Origin of the sequence: Marivivens donghaensis (genome assembly GCF_030410045.1) — a bacterium.
GTDB classification, from domain to species: domain Bacteria; phylum Pseudomonadota; class Alphaproteobacteria; order Rhodobacterales; family Rhodobacteraceae; genus Marivivens; species Marivivens donghaensis.
This window is the reverse complement of sequence record NZ_JAUFRA010000004.1, coordinates 1-20705: the sequence shown is the minus strand read 5'-3', so window position 1 is coordinate 20705 and position 20705 is coordinate 1. Positions and strand designations below refer to the sequence as shown.

The 20705-nt window shown below is 59.6% G+C and carries 22 protein-coding genes; 2 read left to right on the top strand and 20 right to left on the bottom strand.

Annotated features, from left to right (window positions below):
* Nucleotides 1-72: 72 nt before the first annotated feature.
* The 20 genes from tilS to QWY83_RS03490 form a co-directional block, all read right to left on the bottom strand.
* Nucleotides 73-1344, bottom strand: coding sequence for a tRNA lysidine(34) synthetase TilS (gene tilS, locus QWY83_RS03585; protein ID WP_249946541.1), 1272 nt, complete (start codon nt 1342-1344; stop codon nt 73-75).
* Entirely contained in the window at nt 1335-2156 is an 822-nt protein-coding gene (gene ybgF, locus QWY83_RS03580) for a tol-pal system protein YbgF (protein ID WP_105235549.1), read from the bottom strand. Before ybgF ends, tilS begins: the two co-directional genes overlap by 10 nt.
* A 24-nt stretch (nt 2157-2180) precedes the next feature.
* Nucleotides 2181-2708 carry a peptidoglycan-associated lipoprotein Pal gene (gene pal / locus QWY83_RS03575; RefSeq protein WP_105235550.1) on the bottom strand — a complete coding sequence of 176 codons (528 nt, stop codon included), beginning with the start codon at nt 2706-2708 and terminating at the stop codon, nt 2181-2183.
* A 79-nt stretch (nt 2709-2787) separates the two neighbouring features.
* Entirely contained in the window at nt 2788-4104 is a 1317-nt protein-coding gene (gene tolB, locus QWY83_RS03570; protein ID WP_249946542.1) for a Tol-Pal system beta propeller repeat protein TolB, read from the bottom strand.
* A gap of 138 nt (nt 4105-4242) precedes the next feature.
* Nucleotides 4243-5415, bottom strand: coding sequence for an energy transducer TonB (locus QWY83_RS03565; protein ID WP_249946543.1), 1173 nt, complete (start codon nt 5413-5415; stop codon nt 4243-4245).
* Between the two features lie 4 nt (nt 5416-5419).
* A complete protein-coding gene (gene tolR, locus QWY83_RS03560) occupies nt 5420-5890 on the bottom strand; it encodes a protein TolR (protein WP_067549661.1) in 471 nt (156 codons plus the stop codon).
* A gap of 3 nt (nt 5891-5893) precedes the next feature.
* Nucleotides 5894-6568 carry a protein TolQ gene (gene tolQ / locus QWY83_RS03555; RefSeq protein ID WP_211096399.1) on the bottom strand — a complete coding sequence of 225 codons (675 nt, stop codon included), beginning with the start codon at nt 6566-6568 and terminating at the stop codon, nt 5894-5896.
* 159 nt (nt 6569-6727) lie between these two features.
* Entirely contained in the window at nt 6728-7129 is a 402-nt protein-coding gene (gene ybgC / locus QWY83_RS03550) for a tol-pal system-associated acyl-CoA thioesterase (RefSeq protein WP_249946544.1), read from the bottom strand.
* On the bottom strand, nt 7126-7746 hold the full coding sequence (locus QWY83_RS03545) for a hypothetical protein (protein ID WP_249946545.1): 621 nt from the start codon (nt 7744-7746) through the stop codon (nt 7126-7128). The genes ybgC and QWY83_RS03545 overlap by 4 nt, the downstream gene beginning before the upstream one ends.
* 39 nt (nt 7747-7785) lie before the next feature.
* Complete coding sequence (gene ureG / locus QWY83_RS03540) at nt 7786-8418, bottom strand: urease accessory protein UreG (protein WP_249946546.1); 633 nt, start codon at nt 8416-8418, stop codon at nt 7786-7788.
* Nucleotides 8415-9050, bottom strand: a complete 636-nt coding sequence (locus tag QWY83_RS03535) for an urease accessory protein UreF (protein WP_249946547.1) — start codon at nt 9048-9050, stop codon at nt 8415-8417. The genes ureG and QWY83_RS03535 overlap by 4 nt, the downstream gene beginning before the upstream one ends.
* Nucleotides 9034-9489: an urease accessory protein UreE gene (locus QWY83_RS03530; protein WP_249946548.1), complete on the bottom strand. Its 456-nt coding sequence runs from the start codon at nt 9487-9489 to the stop codon at nt 9034-9036. The genes QWY83_RS03535 and QWY83_RS03530 overlap by 17 nt, the downstream gene beginning before the upstream one ends.
* A 7-nt stretch (nt 9490-9496) precedes the next feature.
* Complete coding sequence (gene ureC, locus QWY83_RS03525) at nt 9497-11197, bottom strand: urease subunit alpha (RefSeq protein ID WP_249946549.1); 1701 nt, start codon at nt 11195-11197, stop codon at nt 9497-9499.
* On the bottom strand, nt 11197-11502 hold the full coding sequence (locus tag QWY83_RS03520; protein ID WP_249946550.1) for an urease subunit beta: 306 nt from the start codon (nt 11500-11502) through the stop codon (nt 11197-11199). The genes ureC and QWY83_RS03520 overlap by 1 nt, the downstream gene beginning before the upstream one ends.
* A 9-nt stretch (nt 11503-11511) precedes the next feature.
* Nucleotides 11512-11814: an urease subunit gamma gene (locus QWY83_RS03515; RefSeq protein WP_249946551.1), complete on the bottom strand. Its 303-nt coding sequence runs from the start codon at nt 11812-11814 to the stop codon at nt 11512-11514.
* A gap of 9 nt (nt 11815-11823) precedes the next feature.
* Complete coding sequence (locus QWY83_RS03510) at nt 11824-12621, bottom strand: urease accessory protein UreD (RefSeq protein WP_249946552.1); 798 nt, start codon at nt 12619-12621, stop codon at nt 11824-11826.
* Between the two features lie 136 nt (nt 12622-12757).
* Nucleotides 12758-14452: an adenine deaminase gene (gene ade / locus QWY83_RS03505; RefSeq protein ID WP_249946553.1), complete on the bottom strand. Its 1695-nt coding sequence runs from the start codon at nt 14450-14452 to the stop codon at nt 12758-12760.
* 382 nt (nt 14453-14834) lie between these two features.
* Nucleotides 14835-15767 carry an FAD:protein FMN transferase gene (locus QWY83_RS03500; protein WP_249946554.1) on the bottom strand — a complete coding sequence of 311 codons (933 nt, stop codon included), beginning with the start codon at nt 15765-15767 and terminating at the stop codon, nt 14835-14837.
* Nucleotides 15724-17919: a PepSY domain-containing protein gene (locus tag QWY83_RS03495; protein ID WP_249946555.1), complete on the bottom strand. Its 2196-nt coding sequence runs from the start codon at nt 17917-17919 to the stop codon at nt 15724-15726. Before QWY83_RS03495 ends, QWY83_RS03500 begins: the two co-directional genes overlap by 44 nt.
* A gap of 9 nt (nt 17920-17928) precedes the next feature.
* Nucleotides 17929-18399 (bottom strand): DUF2271 domain-containing protein, encoded by a 471-nt coding sequence (locus QWY83_RS03490; protein ID WP_105235565.1) that lies wholly within the window; start codon nt 18397-18399, stop codon nt 17929-17931.
* Between the two features lie 154 nt (nt 18400-18553).
* Between QWY83_RS03490 and QWY83_RS03485 the strand changes: the two genes are divergently transcribed.
* A complete protein-coding gene (locus tag QWY83_RS03485) occupies nt 18554-19213 on the top strand; it encodes a response regulator (protein WP_105235566.1) in 660 nt (219 codons plus the stop codon).
* Complete coding sequence (locus QWY83_RS03480) at nt 19213-20523, top strand: ATP-binding protein (protein WP_249946556.1); 1311 nt, start codon at nt 19213-19215, stop codon at nt 20521-20523. Before QWY83_RS03485 ends, QWY83_RS03480 begins: the two co-directional genes overlap by 1 nt.
* Nucleotides 20524-20705: the final 182 nt, after the last annotated feature.

Here is a 20705-nt window from a genome sequence, read left to right as displayed (position 1 = left end):
TCCTTTGACGTTCCCGACCTGCATTACGGCAAGTCAGATTTGTACCTTAAAATAGGGATCAAACGAGGAGGTTCAATGGACGTTCTTACCCATACTGAATGGCGCGACGATCTGCGCGGTCCATTCTGTGCCAAAACCTGCCAATGGCGCTGCTATTATGGTGTTTGAGCGCCAAACAGCGGGCGAAGAAATAATCGACGGACGTGGAAAACCAGAGGCTCTCCAGTCGGAACACTGGCGAATCCCCTCTTCGCCCACGGCGGAAATGTGCAGATCAGGCGCGTGAGGACCCGTCAGTTGCCAGCGTCCGTCCCAAGTTTCGGTGGTAGGGCAGCAGAGGTCACGCACAGCGTTCAGTTCACGGGTAAAGCGGATGTGGTCCCGTTTCACGAGGATCGCGCAGCCGTTTAGCGTCACGTCCCGCCCGTCGCGGATGCCGTGGGTGATCTGGGAAAGACCGCTTTGCCGTGGCGCATGATCTCCGCCGCCGATCCACATCACAGCCGCGAGCCAGAGCCTACGTTGGATGTCTTGCGGCACCATCAAACGGTCGAGGTTACGCGGCAGGATCACATCGCCGCCCTGAATGGTCAGGTGGGTATCGGCTTCCTTGGCGGCGTAATGATCCAGTGCCGCGCGAGCCATCTTTTGGTTAAAGGCGCTGGTGGCGATGGCATCGATGGTGAGGCCCAGATCAGCCAGTTGCGGCATCGCTGCGCGAATACGGCTACGAAGGTATTTCGGGTTTTCGTTGGTTGGATCGTCGATCCACTCGATCCCTTGACGGGTCAGGTAGTCGCGCAGTTCAGATCGCATGGATTGATGCAGCGGCCTGCCCCAGTGAATACCCAACCGATGCGGTCGCCAATCCATCGCCGACAACCCATCGACCCCTGCCCCACGGCCAAGCTGCATAAGAAACGTCTCTGCCTCGTCATCACGGGTGTGGCCCAGCATAACATGACCGATCCCGTTGGATTTGGCCCAGTCTGCAATCAAGTTATACCGCGCGTCACGGGCAGCGGCCATGAGGTTGCCTTGGGCTTCTGTACCGTTCCAGTTCAGGGTGGTGTGGGGAATGTTCAGCATTTGGCAAAACTGTGCGACAGTTGCGGCTTCGGCCGCCGACTCCGCCCTTAGCCCATGATCGACTGTCACAGCAGAGAGCGTTTGCCCCGTCTGCCCCGCAACGCGATAGGCCAAATGCAAAAGGGCGACGGAGTCCCCGCCGCCAGATACCGCCACCGCAATATGAGATGGATGATCAGAATAGGCCGAATGCACCTGATGCAACAGCATGGCGTCTTCGCCCTGCTGCATCAGCCATTCAGGGTTTAGGAACATCCGAAGTTGCGCATCGCGCTCTGCGCATCCAAGGCCGCTTCGCTATTGGGGAATTTGTTCCCAACCTGCTGAAGCGTCACGCAAGCGTCCTGCGTCTGCCCAATCGCGCCGAGCGAGAAGCCCAGTTTGAACAGCGCGTCCGCCGCACCTTCGCCCGTTTGATCCGCAGAAAACGCCGACAGGTAGGCGCGTGCAGCGTTGGTCATTTCGCCAAGGCTCTCATAGGATTCACCGCGCAGATAATGGGCCTGCTGACTTAGCGGGCTACCAGGGTATGCGGCGGTAAAGTTGTCAAACGCGATGGCAGCGCCAGCGAAATCGCCCTCTTCCATCATGGTTTGCGCGGCCTCAAAATCGGCCTGTTCACCGATAGCGAGCTGCGGTTCGATCGAGGTCGTTGGCGCAGGCTGCGGTGCGACAGGGGCCACATCCACGCCACCCAAGGTCGGTGTGTCGCCCAAGGCGCCAATATCGCAGCCTTCTTCCAATTCGCAGAGGCGGAACTCTAGGTCGCCAATGCGGTTCGTACCATCACGGACAACTTGCCCGATGCGGAACTCTAGTTCTTCGCTCTTGGAGGTCAGACGCTGAAGCTCTGCCTCAATCGCGTTCAGACGATCAAGGGGCGTGGCCCCCGCAACACCTGCCGTCATGCCGCCCGTGGCCGAAAGTTCAGCCCGCAGCGATTGCACGTCAACATACAACGCAGAAAGCTGTTGGCGCACATCAGCCAAGGTCTGCGCGTCCTGCGCCGCTACTGGAACGGCTGTCGCGCAGGCCAAAGCCACGGCAAGGAAAGTGTTGCGGATCATATCACGCCCCCAAAGTTCGTCGTCTTAGCCCAGTTGGCCGATGCTGATCACGGTCACAGCGCGGCGGTTCTGGCTGTAGCAGCTTTCCGATGCGCAGGTCGCCAGCGGGCGCTCTTTACCATAGGAAATGGTGCGGATGCGCGAGGCCGAAATGCCTTTGGAGATCAGATACTCGTAAACGGCGTTCGCACGACGTGCACCGAGCGCAAGGTTGTATTCGCGGGTACCCTGTTCGTCAGCGTGACCTTCGATCACAGCGAGGTAGTCGTTGTTGGTCATCAGCCACTGTGCCTGACCGTCCAGAACCGCACGGCCTTCGGCAGAGAGGGTCGATTGGTCGACAGCGAACAGAACACGGTCACCGACGTTTTGCTGGAAATAAGCTGGGCTTGTGGGGTCGTTCACATCGCCAAGGCCCGACATGCCGATGCCACCAGCACCGCCAGCAGCGTTAAGATCGACCGAGTTACCAGCGCCGAAACGGTCGGGGCGGGTACAGGCGGCGGTGGACAGGGCCAGAACGATAAGGGCCGCTTTGGTAAGGGTTTGCATGGATTTTCTATCCTGTTTTTGACTGCTCTTGGGTCATGTATAGCATGGACGGACCCCTATTGGGAATCCGTCCATAATATTAGCGTAGCAACGGGCCCCATGAGGGGTCAGATGCGAAACCGTTGGAGGGGACCTGACGCAGGTTCCGACCAGAAATATCTACCGAGTAGAGCGATGGACCACCGCCCGCGCCGAGCGCCTCGCGGAAGAACATGATCACACGGCCATTGGGCGCCCATGTCGGACCTTCATCAAGGAAGCCGCCAGAGGCAGAGGACAAGAGGCGCTCTTCGCTGCCATCGGTGCGCATAACGCCGATATGGAAGCGGCCCGCGTTCTGTTTGGTAAAGGCAACGAGGTCCCCACGTGGCGACCAAACCGGAGTGCCATAGCGCCCTTCGCCAAAGGAAATGCGGCGCGGTTCACCGCCAGACACTGGCATCACATAAAGCTGCTGGGTGCCTGAACGGTCGGATTCAAATACGATCTGGCTGCCATCGGGCGACAGCGACGGACCTGTTTCGATCGACGGCGCATTGGTCAGGCGGCTGTGCTGGCCTGTTGCGATGTCGGTCATCCAGATGTCGGTGTTTCCGCCCGTCTCTAGCGAATAAATCACGCGCTGACCGTCACGGCTAAAGCGCGGCGAAAACGCCATGTTACCCGGAGCGGTGGTGATCGGCTGCGCAACGGCAGAGGACACGTTCAGCATATAAATGCGCGGGCTGCCAGACTCGTAAGAGGTATACAGAACGCGATCACCCGTCGGCGAAAAACGAGGTGCAAGCACCAACGAGTTGCCTTGGGTTAGCGACTGCGTGTTCTGCCCATCGTAATCCATGATCGAAATGACCTTGCGGCGGTTATCCTTCGGACCACTTTCCGCGACATAGATGACGCGGCTGTCAAAGTAGCCAGACTCGCCCGTGATGCGGGAATAGACCTGATCGGCAACCTTGTGCGCCAGACGACGCCAGCCGTCGACACCAGCGACCAACTGCTGCCCCTCGCCCATCTCAGCCCCTGTGAACACGTCATAGAGACGGAACTTCACGACGACCTGACCGCCCTGCACCGCAACTGCACCTGTGATCAGGGCTTGGGTGTTGATGGCGCGCCAATCTGGATAGGCGGGCGTGGTGTCAAAGATGTGCTGGCTGATAAAAGCCGAGGACGGGATTTGACGGAACAGCCCCGTGCCAGAGAGGTCCTCTGCGATCACACGAGTGATATTCGCGGCCATATCCTCGGACCCCGCGATCTCAGCTTGGAATGTCGGGATCGCGTAGGGGAGCGGTTCGATGACACCATCGGTGATGGTCAGACGCAGGGGTTCCGCAACGACAGGTGCGCCCAGAAAAACCACCAGCAGAAGGGCCATAAACTTCTTAAACATTCGTATCCTCATGTGCCTGCATGTCGCAGCCTTGGGGTGTTAGCGCTGTCTTTACTAGATTTCCGTAACAAAGATCGGAAAAATACGCGGAAAGACGCCAATTCGTGAACAAACGTGAGCAGTGAAGCGCGCAAGCCATCAGCGGAGCCTCATTGTCGACGGGTCAAACGTCAGTTCGACGTCTTTCCAATGTTCGTATTTATCTGCCGGCAGCGGGTAGCCCGACGACTGGCAACGAAGGATCGCACGGCGGGCCGCCTCGAATGCGGCGCGCGCGGTGGCCTGATCGCCGCCAGTAAAGTTCAACAGTTCGACATCGCCTGCGACTTTACCCTCTTGGGTCATGCTAAAGCCGACGGTGACTGTGACGCTCGCCCATTGTGCGCCGTTGTCGACCACCCAACAGCTGCTGACGGCACGACGGAACCCGTCCTCTTCGCCGCCAGTGAGCGGCGGACCAGAGGTCGCTGGGCCTTGGTTCACCGCAGCGCCAGAAGCGGCAGCCAAGGCCGCCGCGATATTCGCTGCCTCGGTGTCGGTGGTGCTGGGCGCAGGCGTCTCTGCAGGTGCAGGGGTCTGCGCGGTTTGTGTCTCCGGCTCTGGCGTCTGCGTGGGTGCAGGTGTTGGCGGAACAAGCGCCGATGGACGCGACGGCGGACGCGGAGTCGATGTCGGCGCAGACGACGGCTTTTCATCTGGGGACACGATGCGGGTCGCGGTCTCTTCGGGCGCGGTCGGAGTTTGCTCTTCGATCACCGGATCGGTGGTCTCGGTCGGGGCATCCTCAACAACAGCCGTTTGCGCCTGAGGAGAGACTTCGGCCTCTGGCGGTGGGGGCGGCGTTGGGGTCGATGCAACACGGTCCGCGGGACGCTCAACAGGGCGATCGCTCACGGGCATATCGGGGGCACCAGCGGGCTGTTCAGGCGGTGTCGGTTCCACGACCGTATCCGCAGGCGGCGCAACGGGTTCAGGCCGCGCAGGTGGCGGCGGAGGCGGCGTGTCCTCAACAGGGGCTTCAGGCGCTGGGGTCGGCGCAGGTGTAACAGGCGCGACCTCTTCGACGACGGGCGCAGGTGTATCCACGGGAACGTCAGGCGTCACCATCTCGCCAATTGGTTCAGCGACAGGGTTCGGCGAGGTTGCAGCCACCATCGCCTCGTATTCCGCACCAGAAACGACAGAGACTTGCGTCACTTCGAAATCCATCGGCGTGTTGTTCATGCCCCAGCCAACAATCAGCCAGAGGATCAACCCTGTATGGCCGACCCCCGACACCCAAGTGCCGATGCTGTAGCGTTGTAGGTTCACGACCTTAACCGCCCGATCCCGGAGTTGCGATGTCGGTCACAAGACCGATGTTGGAAAATCCGCCCGCGTTCAGCAGTCCCATGACATGCGCCACGCGGTCCCAATTGTTGGCCCCATCTGCACGCAGATAGATACGGTCAGAGGTCCGCTCTGCCGCGATTGCCTGTAGTTTGGTGACCAGTTCCGCCTCATCAGTTTCGCTGTTCTGGATGGCGACGGCACCCTCTGCGGTGATTGTCACCGTCAGCGGTTCCTCGTCATCTGTCGGCAGCGCACTTGCTTGCGTTTTCGGAAGCTCAACAGGCACGCCCACCGTCATCAACGGGGCCGCGACCATAAAGATGATGAGAAGCACCAGCATCACGTCTACGAACGGCGTGATGTTGATTTCTGACATGGCAGCATTGCCGCCGCTCACGCGACGACGACGGCGTGACCCGCCGCCCCCGCCCTTTTTCATGACGCCCGCACCCATGGATCAGCTATCCAGCTGACGACCAAGGATGGTCGAGAATTCGTCGGCAAAGGCCTCGTAGCCTGCGATGACGTGGTCACTGTCGTTGGACAGTTTGTTATAAAAGATAACCGCAGGGATCGCGGCCAGAAGGCCCAGACCTGTCGCCAAAAGCGCCTCGGAAATACCAGGGGCCACAACAGCAAGGTTCGTTGTCTGCGCCTCAGCGATTTCGATGAAGGAGTTCATGATCCCCCAAACGGTCCCAAAGAGACCGACGAACGGCGCGGTAGACCCCACAGTTGCGAGAACCGGAAGCCCCTTTTGCAAGGCGGCGGCTTCTTTGGCGATGGCAACATCCATGGATCGGTCAATCCGCGCATGTGCGTTGGCGATGAACCCACCGTCCCCACGCAAGCTACGCTGCCATTCGAGCATACCCGCGACGAAAATGCGCTGGCTCGGGCCTTGGGGATTGGTGCCAATTTGGTCGAACAGATCGTTCAGCGGCTCACCCGACCAGAACGAACGGTCAAAGACGGCAGCCTCAGCGCGTGCTTTGCGATATTGGACGATTTTGTCCACGATCACCGCCCAACACCAGACCGATGCCATTATCAGCATGATCATGACGAGTTTAACAAGAATTGTCGCGCGGGCGAATAACGCCCACATCGTGTAGTCGGTTGCTGCTTCCATCTGCCTGCTCGTTTGCCGCCGCGGTTCGTTCCGCGATTTGCATAACTCTTTACAGCATATGCGGGTATTCTGCCAAGGGTCCGCCGATCACGGCTTTGTATCAGGCGGAAATACGCGGACGGCAGGGGTCAGCGATCACAACCCACGGAAAGATATGATTTAATGCAGCGGACGCCGCAGGATTGCGGGCAATCGCACTGCAGTTCCGTTCCGCCCAATCGCGACAAGTGTTACAAGTGCCGTGAACAATGGGGCGGCTTTGGGGTCGGTCGTTCGGGTCACAATCTGACGCAGAACCATGCTCGCCCCGCCCATATGTTCGACGGTGGTTTCGATGGTCAGTTCGTCGTCGAATTTCGCCGGATGCAAGTAATCAGCCTCAACGCGACGCACGGCAAAGACGATCCCATCCTCGTCTTTCATCCTCGCCTGATCGATGCCAAGCCCACGGACCCATTCGCTCCGCGCGCGTTCAATGAACCGCAGGTAGTTCGCGTAATAGACGATCCCCGCGAGGTCGGTGTCTTCGTAGTAAACGCGGCAGGTAAAACGGTGGGTCATGACAGCTCCGTTCTGGCGGCAAGGCGGTAGGCGTGGCTGGGATCACGGTCGCAGACAGGCAGGACCGGATGATAGGCGGCCGCGATCACCGCAGCGATGTCAGGGCGCAAAACGGTCACGCCATTGGCCAGCGCCAGCGGCGATTTCGTGGCAAAGGCCCCGTCACCCCATGTCAGCAGCATCTGCGCGGCCTGCGCCAGCGCGATATCCTCGGCAGGTAGTTTGGCCATTTGCGCGTCCATACGAATGAACACCACGCAGGCCGAAATCGCGCCCGTGCTATCGAATTTGAACGTGCGGAACTGGTTGGCGTTCGACGCCTCTAGGCGCGCAACAATCCCGTCCAGCCCATCGACCAACTTTTCAAGGTTCGGCACGCCCGAAATCTCTGCCCACTCACGGCAGAAAAAGATCATCAGGTTCGCGCCCAATTCTGGGTCCGTCTCGGCCATTTTGTGACCGGACATCGCGACAACGACCTCAATCGCGCCCTTCAGGACAGAGAGGGTTTCTTCTTCGACGCCGAAAATGACAGGCACAATCGGGCGCCCCCAACGGGCGCAGAGAAAGCTGCCATCGGCACGGGTGAAGAGCGGGATGATATCGTCTGGCGTCATGCCCCGTCGATAGCCTGAGCCGTCTTTGGGATCAATGGGCTAGGCCACCGCATCCCGCAAACTGATCCCGCCCTCGCGGATGATGAACTCTGCGATTTCCTCTGGTCCGATCCCGTTGCGCAATTCGGCAAAGAGGAACGGTTTACCCTTTCGGTGCTCGGTCGCGTCGCGGTTCATGCGATCGGTATCGGCGCCCACATAGGGCGCAAGGTCGCGTTTGTTGATCACGAGGAGGTCCGATTTCGTCAGCGCAGGCCCGCCCTTGCGCGGAATGTCATCACCCGCCGCCGTGTCGATCACATAGATCGTCAGATCGGCAAGCTCAGGACTGAACGTGGCCGAAAGGTTATCGCCGCCGCTCTCGATCAGGATTAGGTCGAGGTCAGGGAAGGCTTCGTTCAATTCAGCCACGGCGGCGAGGTTGATCGAGGCATCCTCGCGGATAGCAGTGTGCGGACAACCGCCCGTCTCAACCCCGCGAATACGGTCAAGGGGGAGAACCTGCGCCCGCATCAGCGCCTCTGCGTCCTCGCGGGTGTAGATGTCATTGGTGATCACCGCCATCGAACAGCGGTTTGCCAGCTGTTTGCACAACTCCTTGATCAGAGTGGTTTTTCCAGCGCCAACAGGTCCGCCGATACCAACGCGCAATGGGCCATGAGGAGAGGTCATGTACGGTAAATCCTTGTTCTTTGGGTTTCGTGGGCAATCGCTGCGAGGTCAGAGGCCATCGCAGCACTGCCGATGTCATCCTCGGTCGCAGTGAGCGCGTCGCGGGCGATGGCCTCTATGATTGGAGCGATGGAGCGCAGGACAGATTGCGCTTCGGTCTGGCCGATGGGGACGCAACGGGCCGCTATGGTGCAAAGGTTGCCCGCAAAGGATTGCAAGGCAAAGGTCAGGGTTTCAAACAACGGCAGGCCTTCGCGTTGGGCCGCAGCGCCAGCAACCACGGGTAAGGGCCATGCGGTTGCCGCCCCGCCCCAGACATCCGCCACGACCGCACCAAAGGCCCGTCCCTGCGCAGTGGTTTCCAGATGCCGTTCTGCGGTCGCACTCAGCGCCAGTGCCAGTTCCGCCACCTGCCCCGCCTCCCCGCGATAGGCCAAAGACAACAGGATCGCGTCTTGCCGCCCAGCACCGCGTTCCAACACGTCCCGCAGCCACGCGGCGAATGTTGTTGCGTCCGTGACCGCGCCGCTTTCCGCCATCGCCTCGAGCCCGTGGGAATAGGCGAATGCCCCTGTGGGGAAATTCGCGCCAAACCATTGCGAGAGGGTCAATAGGTCAGTGGGCGTGGCCATGCGTCCTCCCGTGACCATAGGCGCCGCCTTCGGGGGTGAAGGGTTCGGTGACGCGGCGGACGTTGGCCCCAAGGCGCATGAGCATATCGGCCATCACGTGGTCCTCGCGGATCAAAAGGCGACCCTCTGCGATCTGGCAGGGCGTATGACGATTGCCGATGTGCCATGCGATGCGGGTGAGGTCGTTGCCCGTCACTTCGATCAGCGCCTCGGGTGCTGCGAAAATCGCCACCCCGCGCCCATCTTCGAGCATCAGCATGTCCCCATGATCAAGCGAGGTCGTCTCTGCCAAATCCAACAGAACCGCCTGCCCCTGATCCGTGATCAGCCGTTTACGGCGGAGGAACCGATCCTCATAAGTCAGCGTGATGCTCAGACTTGCGGGCGGGTTCGGACCACGGCGGACCTCTCGGGCGGATAGGGTGAGTTCGGTCAGCATGGACACCTCAGAACAAGAAATAGCGCTGCGCCATCGGCAGTTCGCTCGCGGGTTCACAGGTCAGAAGTTCGCCGTTCGCGCGGACCTCATACGTCTCAGGATCAACCTCGACCTTTGGCATCAGCGCGTTGTGGACCATGTCGGCCTTGCCGATGTTGCGGCAATTCTCGACCGCGATCACCTCTTTACCGAGGCCATCGCCCACGCCTGCCTCATAAGCGGCCTTAGAGACAAAGGTCACGCTGCCAGCGGTCAGACCACCGCCAAAGCTGCCGAACATCGGGCGGGTGTAGACGGGCTGCGGTGTCGGGATCGACGCATTTGGGTCGCCCATTTGCGCAACCGCGATGGTGCCGCCCAGTAGAACCATCTCTGGCTTCACGCCAAAGAACGCAGGGCTCCAGAGCACGAGGTCTGCGCGTTTTCCGACCTCAATGCTGCCGATGTGACGGGACATGCCATGGGCAATCGCGGGGTTGATCGTGTATTTCGCAATGTAGCGTTTGACGCGGGTATTGTCGTTGTCGCCTGTTTCTTCGGCCAACCGCCCGCGCTGTTTGCGCATTTTGTCGGCGGTCTGCCATGTACGGATGAGAACCTCACCCACACGCCCCATCGCCTGACTGTCGGACGCGATGATCGAAAACGCGCCCATGTCGTGGAGGATATCCTCTGCCGCGATGGTTTCCTTACGGATGCGGCTTTCGGCAAAGGCAACGTCCTCTGGGATCGACTGGTCGAGGTGGTGACAAACCATCAGCATGTCGAGGTGCTCTTCGAGCGTGTTGACCGTATAGGGGCGCGTCGGGTTGGTGGAGGACGGGATCACGTTCGGTTCGCCACACACGCGGATGATATCAGGCGCGTGCCCGCCGCCTGCGCCCTCGGTGTGGAATGCGTGGATGGTCCGACCCTTCATCGCGGCAACGGTGTTTTCGACAAAGCCCGATTCATTGAGCGTATCGGTGTGGATCATCACCTGAACGTCCATCTCGTCCGCGACACTCAGGCAGCAGTCGATAGCGGCGGGTGTGGTGCCCCAATCCTCGTGCAGTTTTAGGCAGGACGCCCCTGCCCGCACCATTTCGCGTATCGGATCAGGGAGCGAGACGTTGCCTTTGCCCGCAATGCCCGTGTTCATCGCCAAGCCGTCAAAGCTCCGCATCATCTGGCCGATGTGCCATGTGCCCGTGCAAGTCGTCGCCAGTGTGCCATGCGCAGGACCAGAGCCGCCGCCGATCATCGTCGTGACGCCTGAATGCAGCGCATCGTCGAACTGTTGCGGCGCGATAAAGTGGATGTGGCTGTCAATCCCGCCAGCGGTGAGGATGCGCCCCTCGCCCGCAATGGCTTCGGTCGCGGGGCCGATGATGATATTCACGCCGGGCTGCGTGTCAGGGTTGCCCGCCTTACCGATCGCATGAATACGTCCGTTTTTCAGGCCGACGTCTGCCTTATAAATCCCCGAATGGTCCACGATCAGCGCGTTGGTAATGACGGTGTCAACGGCACCCTGATCGCGGGTGCGCTGGGATTGCCCCATACCATCGCGGATCACCTTACCGCCGCCGAATTTGACCTCTTCGCCATAGATGGTGTGATCGTGTTCGACCTCAATAATTAGGTCCGTATCAGCAAGCCGCACACGGTCCCCAACGGTCGGGCCAAACATATCAGCATAGGTCGCACGAGAGATTTTTGCAGGCATCAGAGGTCTCCCATCACGTGTTGGTTAAAGCCGTAGACCCGACGGTCGCCCGACAAGGGGATCAGGGACACTTCGCGTTCTTGACCCGGTTCAAACCGCACGGCGGTTCCTGCGGCAATGTCGAGACGCAGACCGCGTGCGGCCTCGCGGTCAAAGGACAGGGCGGGATTGGTTTCGGCAAAGTGGTAATGGCTGCCAACCTGCACAGGACGGTCGCCCGTGTTCGCCACCAAAAGCGTGGTCACAGGCGCACCTGCGTTCAGTTCGATATCGCCCGCTTTGGGCATGATTTCTCCGGGGATCATGGGCGCCTCTTATCGAATGGGGTGGTGAACGGTGACGAGCTTGGTCCCGTCGGGGAAGGTCGCTTCGACCTGAACGTCGTGGATCATCTCGGCGATGCCATCCATGCACATCTGGCGGGTGACGACATGAGCGCCCGCCTCCATCAGATCCGCGACCGAACGACCATCCCGTGCGCCTTCAACCACGAAATCGGTGATCAGGGCGATAGCCTCGGGGTGGTTCAGTTTGACGCCACGCTCCAGCCGCTTGCGGGCAACGATGGCAGCCATTGCGACCAGAAGTTTATCTTTTTCACGAGGGGTGAGGTTCATCGTGCCTCCTTACATTGTCCAAACGCGGGGCAGATCGCAGCCGCGGAAATTGCGTAGAAATTCGGTCAGTTGGCGGCGCATTGCGCGGGCGTCGTCATGCATCAACCGCACGACGAGTTTCCCACCCCAAGCCGTGGCGGGAACGTCCAGCGCGCGGGCCTCATCCAGACGGTCCATCGCATCGGGGCCAACATAGAGGATGGTCGCCGTGGTGCGGGCGCCGTTGAGGCAGCCAATCCCCTGATACTGTATGAAATCGCCAGTGATGCGGGTGGCCTCGGCGTGGATCAAACGACCATCAACGCGGATGCGCCACTGGTCGCTAAAGGACACGGTTTGCAGCGTTTCGCCCATCGCCTTACGGCCAAAGATCACGGGTTCGACGATCAACAAACGGCTATCCGCATCAAGATCAGCGGTGATCGTGCGGGCAATCGCGCTTTGGTCAAATAGGATGGTTTCTTGCGGCATCCAATGGACCGTCGCGCCCCCTTTGGCCTTCAGGTGGACATCCATCCGCGCCACCCCTTGGGAGGCTTTATAAACCCGCTCTGCCGTTTGCGTGGCGACCGTGGCAGAGGCACCGTCATGGGCGTGAATGTCGATGCGGTAGTCATCCCCGCCCGTCAAACCGCCCGCCGTATTGACCAAAACCACATCGGGCACGGGCGCATGATTGCGTGGCAGAAGCGCCTTTAGGCTACCAGATTGATGCAGATCGCGCAGACGATTGTCGGGGCCACAAAACCCCGCCACCACCCGCCCTTTGGCGCGTTGCAATTTGACCTGATGTGTTGCGTCCAGCATCCCGTTCCCCACTTGCTCGGGTAGCTAGACAGAGGCCCGCGACAGGGAAAAGACGACGCCGTGCGGGGCGCTTAATCCATGGGCATACAGTCCACGAATTGCCCGTTTCGGGGCGTTTCGGTGAAAAAATAGGCAGTTAGGAAATCAGTTCGAACTTATGAACATCGACCATACCGCGGTCGGTGATTTTCAATGCGGGGATCACAGGCAGAGCGAGGAAGGCCAGCTGCAAGAACGGCTCTTCGAGCGTGACGCCCAGTGAATGCGCAGCGGCCCGCAGAGGGATCAGCTGATCGCGGACCTCTTCGAAAGACAGAAGGCTCATGAGACCCGCAACAGGTAGCGCAAGCTCGGCGAGGATTTTGCCATCCTGAACCACCACGAAACCACCTTCGATCTGGCCCAAGCGGTTCGCGGCAAGCGCCATATCGTCGTAATCCGCGCCAACGACCGCGATGTTGTGGTGGTCGTGACAAACGGTCGATGCGATTGCTCCGGACTTCAGCCCGAACCCTTTGACAAAGCCAGTCGCAGAATTGCCGTTGACCCCGTGCCGTTCGATCACCGCGATGCGGATCAGATCGCGGGTGATGTCAGGGCGTTTATCGCCATCGGTGCTGGGAATGTCCTCGTGCAGGAATTCGGTGATGATCTTTCCCTCAAGGATACCAATGACGGGCGTCTCGGGGTTGTTGCCACCGTGACGGAAATGATCGGGCGTGACGGTCGGGGCCTTGACCGAATTGCGGCCTACGGGCGGGATGATATCCCGTGCAGCAAAGGCAGCGTCGTTCACGACCTTGCCACCACAAAGCACCAATTGCGCATCGCAAGCTGAGAGATCGCCAATCGCAACGATATCCGCCCGTTTCCCCGGCGCGATCTGACCACGGTCCTTGAGGCCAAAGGCCTCAGCCGCAGACAAAGACGCCGCGCGGTAAACAGCCGTGATCGGGCTACCCCGTGCGATCAGACTACGGATCATGTAATCGAGATGCCCGTATTCATCGATATCCAGAGGGTTTCGATCATCCGTGCAGAGGCACATATAAGCCGAAGTGATATCGGTCAGAACGGGTTGCAGCGCGATCATATCCTTAGACACCGACCCTTCGCGGATCAGCACGCGCATGCCTTTTTGCAGCTTCTCAATCGCCTCTTCGGCGGTGGTGGCCTCGTGTTCGGTGCGGATGCCTGCGGCAACATAAGCGTTGAGGTCCTTGCCCGACAGTTGCGGGCAATGGCCGTCGATATGGCCACCCTCGAACAGGCGGATTTTGTCCATGCAGTCAGGGTCACGGTAAATCACGCCGGGGTAATTCATGAACTCCGCCAGCCCAATGTTCGACGGATGCCCCATCACTTGCGCAATATCCTCGGCCAAGAGCCGCGCCCCTGCCGTTTCCATATGCGAGGACGGCACGCAGGACGACAGTTGGACTTTGATATCCATGACAGTGCGCTCTGACGCCGCCTGAAAATAACGGATGCCCTCTAGCCCGATGACATTGGCGATCTCATGGGGATCACAGATCGCGGTCGTCACCCCGCGCGGCGCAACACAGCGGTCGAATTCGAACGGCGTGACAAGGCTGCTTTCGATATGGAGGTGTGTATCAATGAACCCCGGCACCAAGGTGAGGCCAGACACGTCGATGACCTCTTTGCCCTCGTAATCCGCACCGATCCCAACGATGATATCGCCGCAAATCGCGACATCCCCAGAAATCCGTGCCCCTGTGACGACGCACAAAACCTCGCCCCCACGCAGGACGATATCGGCGGGTGCATCACCACGCCCTTGGGCAATACGGGTTTCTAGGTCGGCCATGTCTACGCTCCGGTCTTTTGGTCAGTAGACCGCAGAGACACCAAAGGGACAAGCGCCGATCAGAATTCGAACGCAACGGAGGGGAAATCGGGATCCTGCGCGACGCCAGTATCTGCGCTGATCGTGTATGGGTGTAGCACCTCTAAACCACTGCTCATGTTCGCGTCACTAGGAAGGAAAACAGAAACAAACGCGAGGGGGATTACGTAAAATGCGAACATGAGCAGGATTAGTTAAGAGGTAGGAACACTTTTGATATACACCCTTAACGTGATCACTCCATGCGTGCGCATGGGGTAGCGCTGCACGCAAATGCGGTATCAACCTACACGTTCGTGCAAGAAACTAGAGGGAGAACCCGACCTCGGGGGTTCGACCCGACTCAGGTGCGTTCGAGGTACATCGCCTTAATGCCGTTCGCCCGTGCAAAGTGCGTTCCCGCCTCCTTGCCCATCACCATTAACGCCGTCGCCCAAGCATCTGCAGCCATGCAGGTTTCATCCAAAACGGTGACAGAGGCAGGACCATCGGTCAGGGGGATGCCCTGACGAGGGTTGATAGTGTGCGACAGCCGTTTGTCCCCGACCGTAATCCAGTGCCGATAGTCGCCAGAGGTGGCAACGGCGACGTCGGTTACTTCGACAACGGAATGGATTGCGCGGCGGTCGTAGTCGGGGGCTTCAACCGCGATGGGCCAGAACCCACCGTCAGGTTTGGTGCCGATGGCGCGCAGGTCGCCGTCGATCCCCGCGCAGATGGATGTCACGCCCAAACGGCGGGCCGTGTCGATGAGGCAGTCGGTGCCGTATCCTTTGGCAATGCCGTTAAGGTCCAATTGCACGGGATGGTTTTTGCGCACCCGAAGGCCCTCTGCATCCAGTTCAACTGCGTCATGGGCCGTGATATGCGATGTGTCGCCGATCATCTGGGTCAAGTGGTCCGCATCGGTAGGTTTAGGGCCGAACCCCCACGCCTGGACCGCGCGACCAACGGCAATATCAAAGGCCCCGCCCGACAGCCGCCCGATGGTCAGCGCCTGATCCAGAACCGTAAAGAGCGCAGCGGGCACAGTCACCCATTCCCCAACAGCTGCGGCGTTCAGACGGCAAAGGTCGCTTTGCGGTTTCCAGAGGGACATCTGGGCATCCACGGTGTCCACCGCCTTTTGGAACGCTGATTGATAAGGGGATGGGTCCGCGCCCTCGGGCAGCCAGAATTGCGCATGCCAGCGGGCCGTGCCCATCGTTTCACCCGAGAGGTTGTGACAGCGCTCAGAACACATCAGCAGCATACCGTCCTTCGGCCTTGAGCGCATCAACACTGAGGCCCAGAGGGGTGAGGATATCGTCGAGCGCCACTTTGACGCCGTCACCCATATCCCGTCCACCACAGATCAAAATCTGCGCACCGGTATTGATCAGGTCAGCAATGCGCACAGCGTCATCCGCGACCGCGTTCTGCACGTAGCGGGGTTGGGCACCACGCGACAGCGCCAAGGTCAGAGAGGACAGCCGCCCGTCCGATTCCCATGCCGCAAAATCGTCGTCATAGGCATAGCCACCACGGCGGCTGCGGACACCGAAATACATATGAACAGGACGGTGGGACGCGTTCGCCCGAATAAAGCCCGCCAAAGCCCCGACACCAGCACCCGCACCGATCAGCACCAAGGGCGCGTCCCCTTTTGGCGCGTGGAAGGCCGCGTTGGTCGAGACATAAGCATTGACCGTCTCACACACCTCTAGCGCATAGAGTTGCCCAGAGCACAGACCACCCGGCGCCTTGCGGACACAGATTTCGACAAAGCCGTCCTTGGAGGCAGAGGCCAGCGAATAGGACCGTGGGCTTGGGTCGCCATGAGGCAGGATGTTCAACAGATCCCCCGCCTCGAACCCCGCAAAACCACGTCGCATTAGACGATCAAGGACAGACCGTTTCGGCAGGGCAAAGCGCAGGACGGCCATCGGGGCTTGGTCCTCTTCGCCGTAGGTGCGTTTAGAGATCAGCGTCAGATCGGTCGTCGGCTGCGGATCAACCATAGTGGCAAGGTCGGGTTCGGGCAGACCGAATGCCGCCGCATAATCACGGCCCCAAGCTGCGAAATCCTGAACCGATTGACGGTCAACGGTGTGAATGTCCGACGGCACAGACCAGCCACGCTCGCGCAGCGTTTGGGCAACTTTGCGGGCATAGCCGCAGAACTCTGGGTAAGACGAGTCCCCGAAACCAACGATGGAAATCGGGGTCAACAATGGGCGTGCCGTTGCGATAGCCTCGCAAAAATCGGATGCGGAATGGGGCGCGTCCCCTTCGCCATAGGTCGCAGCACAAAGGATGATCGATTTGGCCGCTGCGTATGTCTCGGGCGCGAAGTCGTTCATATCGGCGATATGCGTCGTTTGCCCCTGCCCTTGCAGCCAGAGCGCCGCCGCACGTGCAAACCGCCCAGTTGTGCCAGTCTCAGAGCCGATCAAAAGAACCACATCGGCATGAGCTGCGTCCGTGTTGTGCAGCTTTGGACCACGGCTCCGCCCTGCGATCCAGACCAAGAGGCCAGAACCCGTCAGAACAGGAACCGCCAAGGACATGAGGCCCAGCACCAACCCGAGGATCGACGCGCCCTGCCCTGTGTGCAGCAGGTGCATGACGTCCATAACTTTGGACCAGAGCGAGCGTTGATCCCATGTTAGCATCTCGCCCGTTGCGGGATCGACATAGCCCGCCCCCGCGTCTGTCTCGATCATATAGGCTTGGCCTGGAATACCTGCGCGGGGGATGGTGATTTGGCGGATGGTATCGCCGTCTATCGCGGTGAGGGCTGCCAGTTGATCGGCGGGCAGCGCGGCCTCTGTGCTGATCGCAGAGGGCCACTCAGGATAGGGCGAGGTTTCAGGGATCAGGCCGAGCGTCGAGGCCCCCATCCACACGCCAGAGATCGACGAGATCAGCAAACCGATCCCCGCGATCCGTGCGATTTTCAGGTGCAGACCGCCCGCCCCTTCGCCACGATCACGGGCAAAGAGTTTGCGCCAGCCGCCCATGCGACGGGCCGCGAGGAAGTAACCAGAGATCGACAGGATCACCATGGCAAGGGTGACGATCAGGACAACCACATGGCCTATGTCCGAGAGAAACAGCGCGCGGTGCAGGTTTTCGAACCAAAGCTCTAATTGGCTACTCTGCACTGCGCCCATTGCCGCGCCGGTCGCAGGGTCGATGAGGGTTTGCTCTAACCCGTTCGCCCCGAACGACACGGCGGACATGACACCGTTGTCATCAACGACAATTTGTTCCGCACCTGGAATGGCTTGCTGAACGGCGACGACCAAATCCCCTGCATTCAACCGCGCCACTGTGCGGTCAGCGGAGAACACAGGAAAGATCGACAGGATCGCGCCCGTCAGGGCCACAATCACCAGCAAGAGAGAGGCAGAGACACCTGCCCAACGGTGGAAAGCGCGGAACATGCGGTGACCTCACATATCAAAGGTGAAGGTGGCGATGTATCCGCGACCTGCAACGGTTTGACCTTTGTTCGCGTCATCCAGAGGCACAATGATTTCAGCGGGGCTGTTGGGCATATGCTCAACGGCCACATCGACGCGGATTTGATAGCCTGCGTTGATCAATGCGTCTTCGACATCGACCGTAATCTCGCGCGTCCGACCAGATCCGAGGCTTGCGCCCGACAGACCAGCGATTTCGCGGCTCGATCCACCTGTGCCTGCATACCAACCGCTCAGGTGATCCCACCACCGCGACTTGCCCGAGGCTATCCAGAGGTGACGCACATATTGGCCGCTCGCATCGGTGAGGTAATAGCCGAGGTAGGCATCTTCGCCGCCGTAGTTGCGCATATGTGTGGTCAATGTCACCTGCGCTGCAGAGGCAAATGACGGGGCAACAAGGGCGGTTGTCGCGACAAGAGCGGGGGTCAAAAATTTCATCTGTATTCTCCGTCAGAGTGGGCGCTTTGCCCAGTTATCGATTGCCTTATCGCCACCAAACCTGAAGCCAAACTGAAGGTTTCTGAAAACCGTCTTCAGCTTGTCTTCAGGTTCACAAGAGAGTGTAATCCCTAGACAATGAACGGAGTGCGACATGCGCGTTTTGCTGGTGGAGGATGATTTGGTGCTCGGCCCGGCGGTGGCCGATCAAATCATGGCCGATGGGCATAGCGTGGATCGCGTGACGACCTTGGACGAGGCGCAGTCGGCGGTTATGGCCTTCCCGTTCGACCTGATCCTGTTGGATTTGCTGCTGCCAGATGGGCGCGGCATTCCATTCCTGAAATCCCTGCGGTCCCGTGGCGATGCAACGCCCGTCATTATTATCACCGCCTTGGATCAGGTCTCTGACCGCATCGCGGGGCTACAGTCTGGTGCGGATGATTATCTGGTCAAACCCTTTGACCTCAGCGAACTCTCGGCCCGCATCGGATCTGTGTCGCGCCGCTATGCAGGCAACCCGAACCCACTCATCACCCATGGCGATCTGGACATCGATATCGCGGGGCGGACAGTTCTAAAATCGGGCGTCAAAGTTGCGCTCACCAACCGCGAATGGGCGATTTTTGAGGCGATCCTCCAGCGTCCGAACCAAGTTGTCGGCAAGGGCCAGATCGAAGAGGTTCTATCGAATTTCGACACCAGCGTTGGGCCGAATACTATTGAGGTCCACATCAGCCATCTGCGCAAAAAGATCGGCAAAGAGGTGATCCTGACCGAACGTGGTCTTGGCTACCGTTTGGGGCAACCATAATGATCAAACGTCCTCTTTCTCTTGTCGCGCGGATCGGCCTCTGGGTCAGCCTCATGGTCACCGTTTTATGGATCGGCGCGGCCATCGTGACCGTCCAGCAAATGTATCACGAGGTGAACGAGGGCTTTGACCGCGACCTGCGCACCGCAGCCGACCGCATTCTGCCCATCGTTTTGTATGAACATTTTGACGACCACGAAGACGACCGCCCCCGCGATCTAGGGCGACTGGATCATTCAGATGACGTGGAGTTTCAGATTATCCGCGGCCGCAGTGGCCTACTCCTGCGCTCTGAGGGTGCGAAGGCGATCGATTTTCCGACCCGCACAGGGTTTTCGGATGGGGACGGCTATCGGTTCTACGTGGCCCCCGAACGACGCGGCGCTGTGATTGCTGTGGCCCGTCCCTTGGATGCGCGCGAAGAAATCCTACACACTGCGATTACGGCGTTTTTGCTGCCGCTCCTCATTGTCGTGCCGCTCACGCTCGTGGCTATATATTATGCCGTTCGGCGCGGGCTCGTCCCGCTTGGCCTCTTGCGCAAAGAGATTGAGACGCGCGGCCCTGCAAACCTCACCCCCGTCGACATCGCCGATCTACCGCGTGAATTGAAACCGATGGTCGACGGCACGAACCGCATGATGGAGCGCCTCAACGCAGGCTTTGCCGCTGAACGTGACTTTGCCGCCAATGCCGCCCACGAATTGCGCACCCCTGTCGCGGGCGCCATTGCACAAGCGCAACGTCTGCAGGCGGAAAGCAAAGACACTGTCGCCGTCGCACGGGCCAAAGAGATTGAAACCACGCTTAAACGCCTGAACCGCTACGCCGAAAAGCTGATGCAAATGGCCCGCGCAGAAGGAGCAAAGCTCCGCGTTGAAGAGTCGATGGATGCGGCCCTCGTCATCGGCATGATCGTGGATGACTTCAAACGGACCGAGCCTGAACTGGCCGTTCAGGTCAGCCTGCCCGACACTGCGGTTTTGACCGACCTCGACCCTGATGCGCTGGGCATTGTGGTGCGGAACCTGATCGAAAACGCGCTGCGCTATCGGACAGAAGGCACCGAGATTTCCGTCACCCTCGACGCAGATCACCGCCTCACCGTCGCCAACGATTGCCCTGTCGTCGATGCCGAAAAACTTGCCCGCTTGTCACAACGGTTCATTCGTGGCGGCGGCGCAGGCGACGGCACCGGCCTCGGCCTCTCTATCGTCCACATCATCGCAGAACGCAGCACCGCAGAGTTTTCCATCACCTCGCCACGATCTGGATCGGACCAAGGCTGCGAAGCGACGTTTACATTCTGACGGATTGCGGCAGTGGACCACGTGTCAGGCGCAGAATAGTTGGACATTTGGGAAAGAAGTGGTGCCCCCACACGGTTAGACTTTGTGTTCTATTCCCGTTACAGGCACAACAAATCTGCTAACACTCTGATTTCATTACATAGGCTAATCCGTAGTTCATCACAATACGGCACATCTTGGTC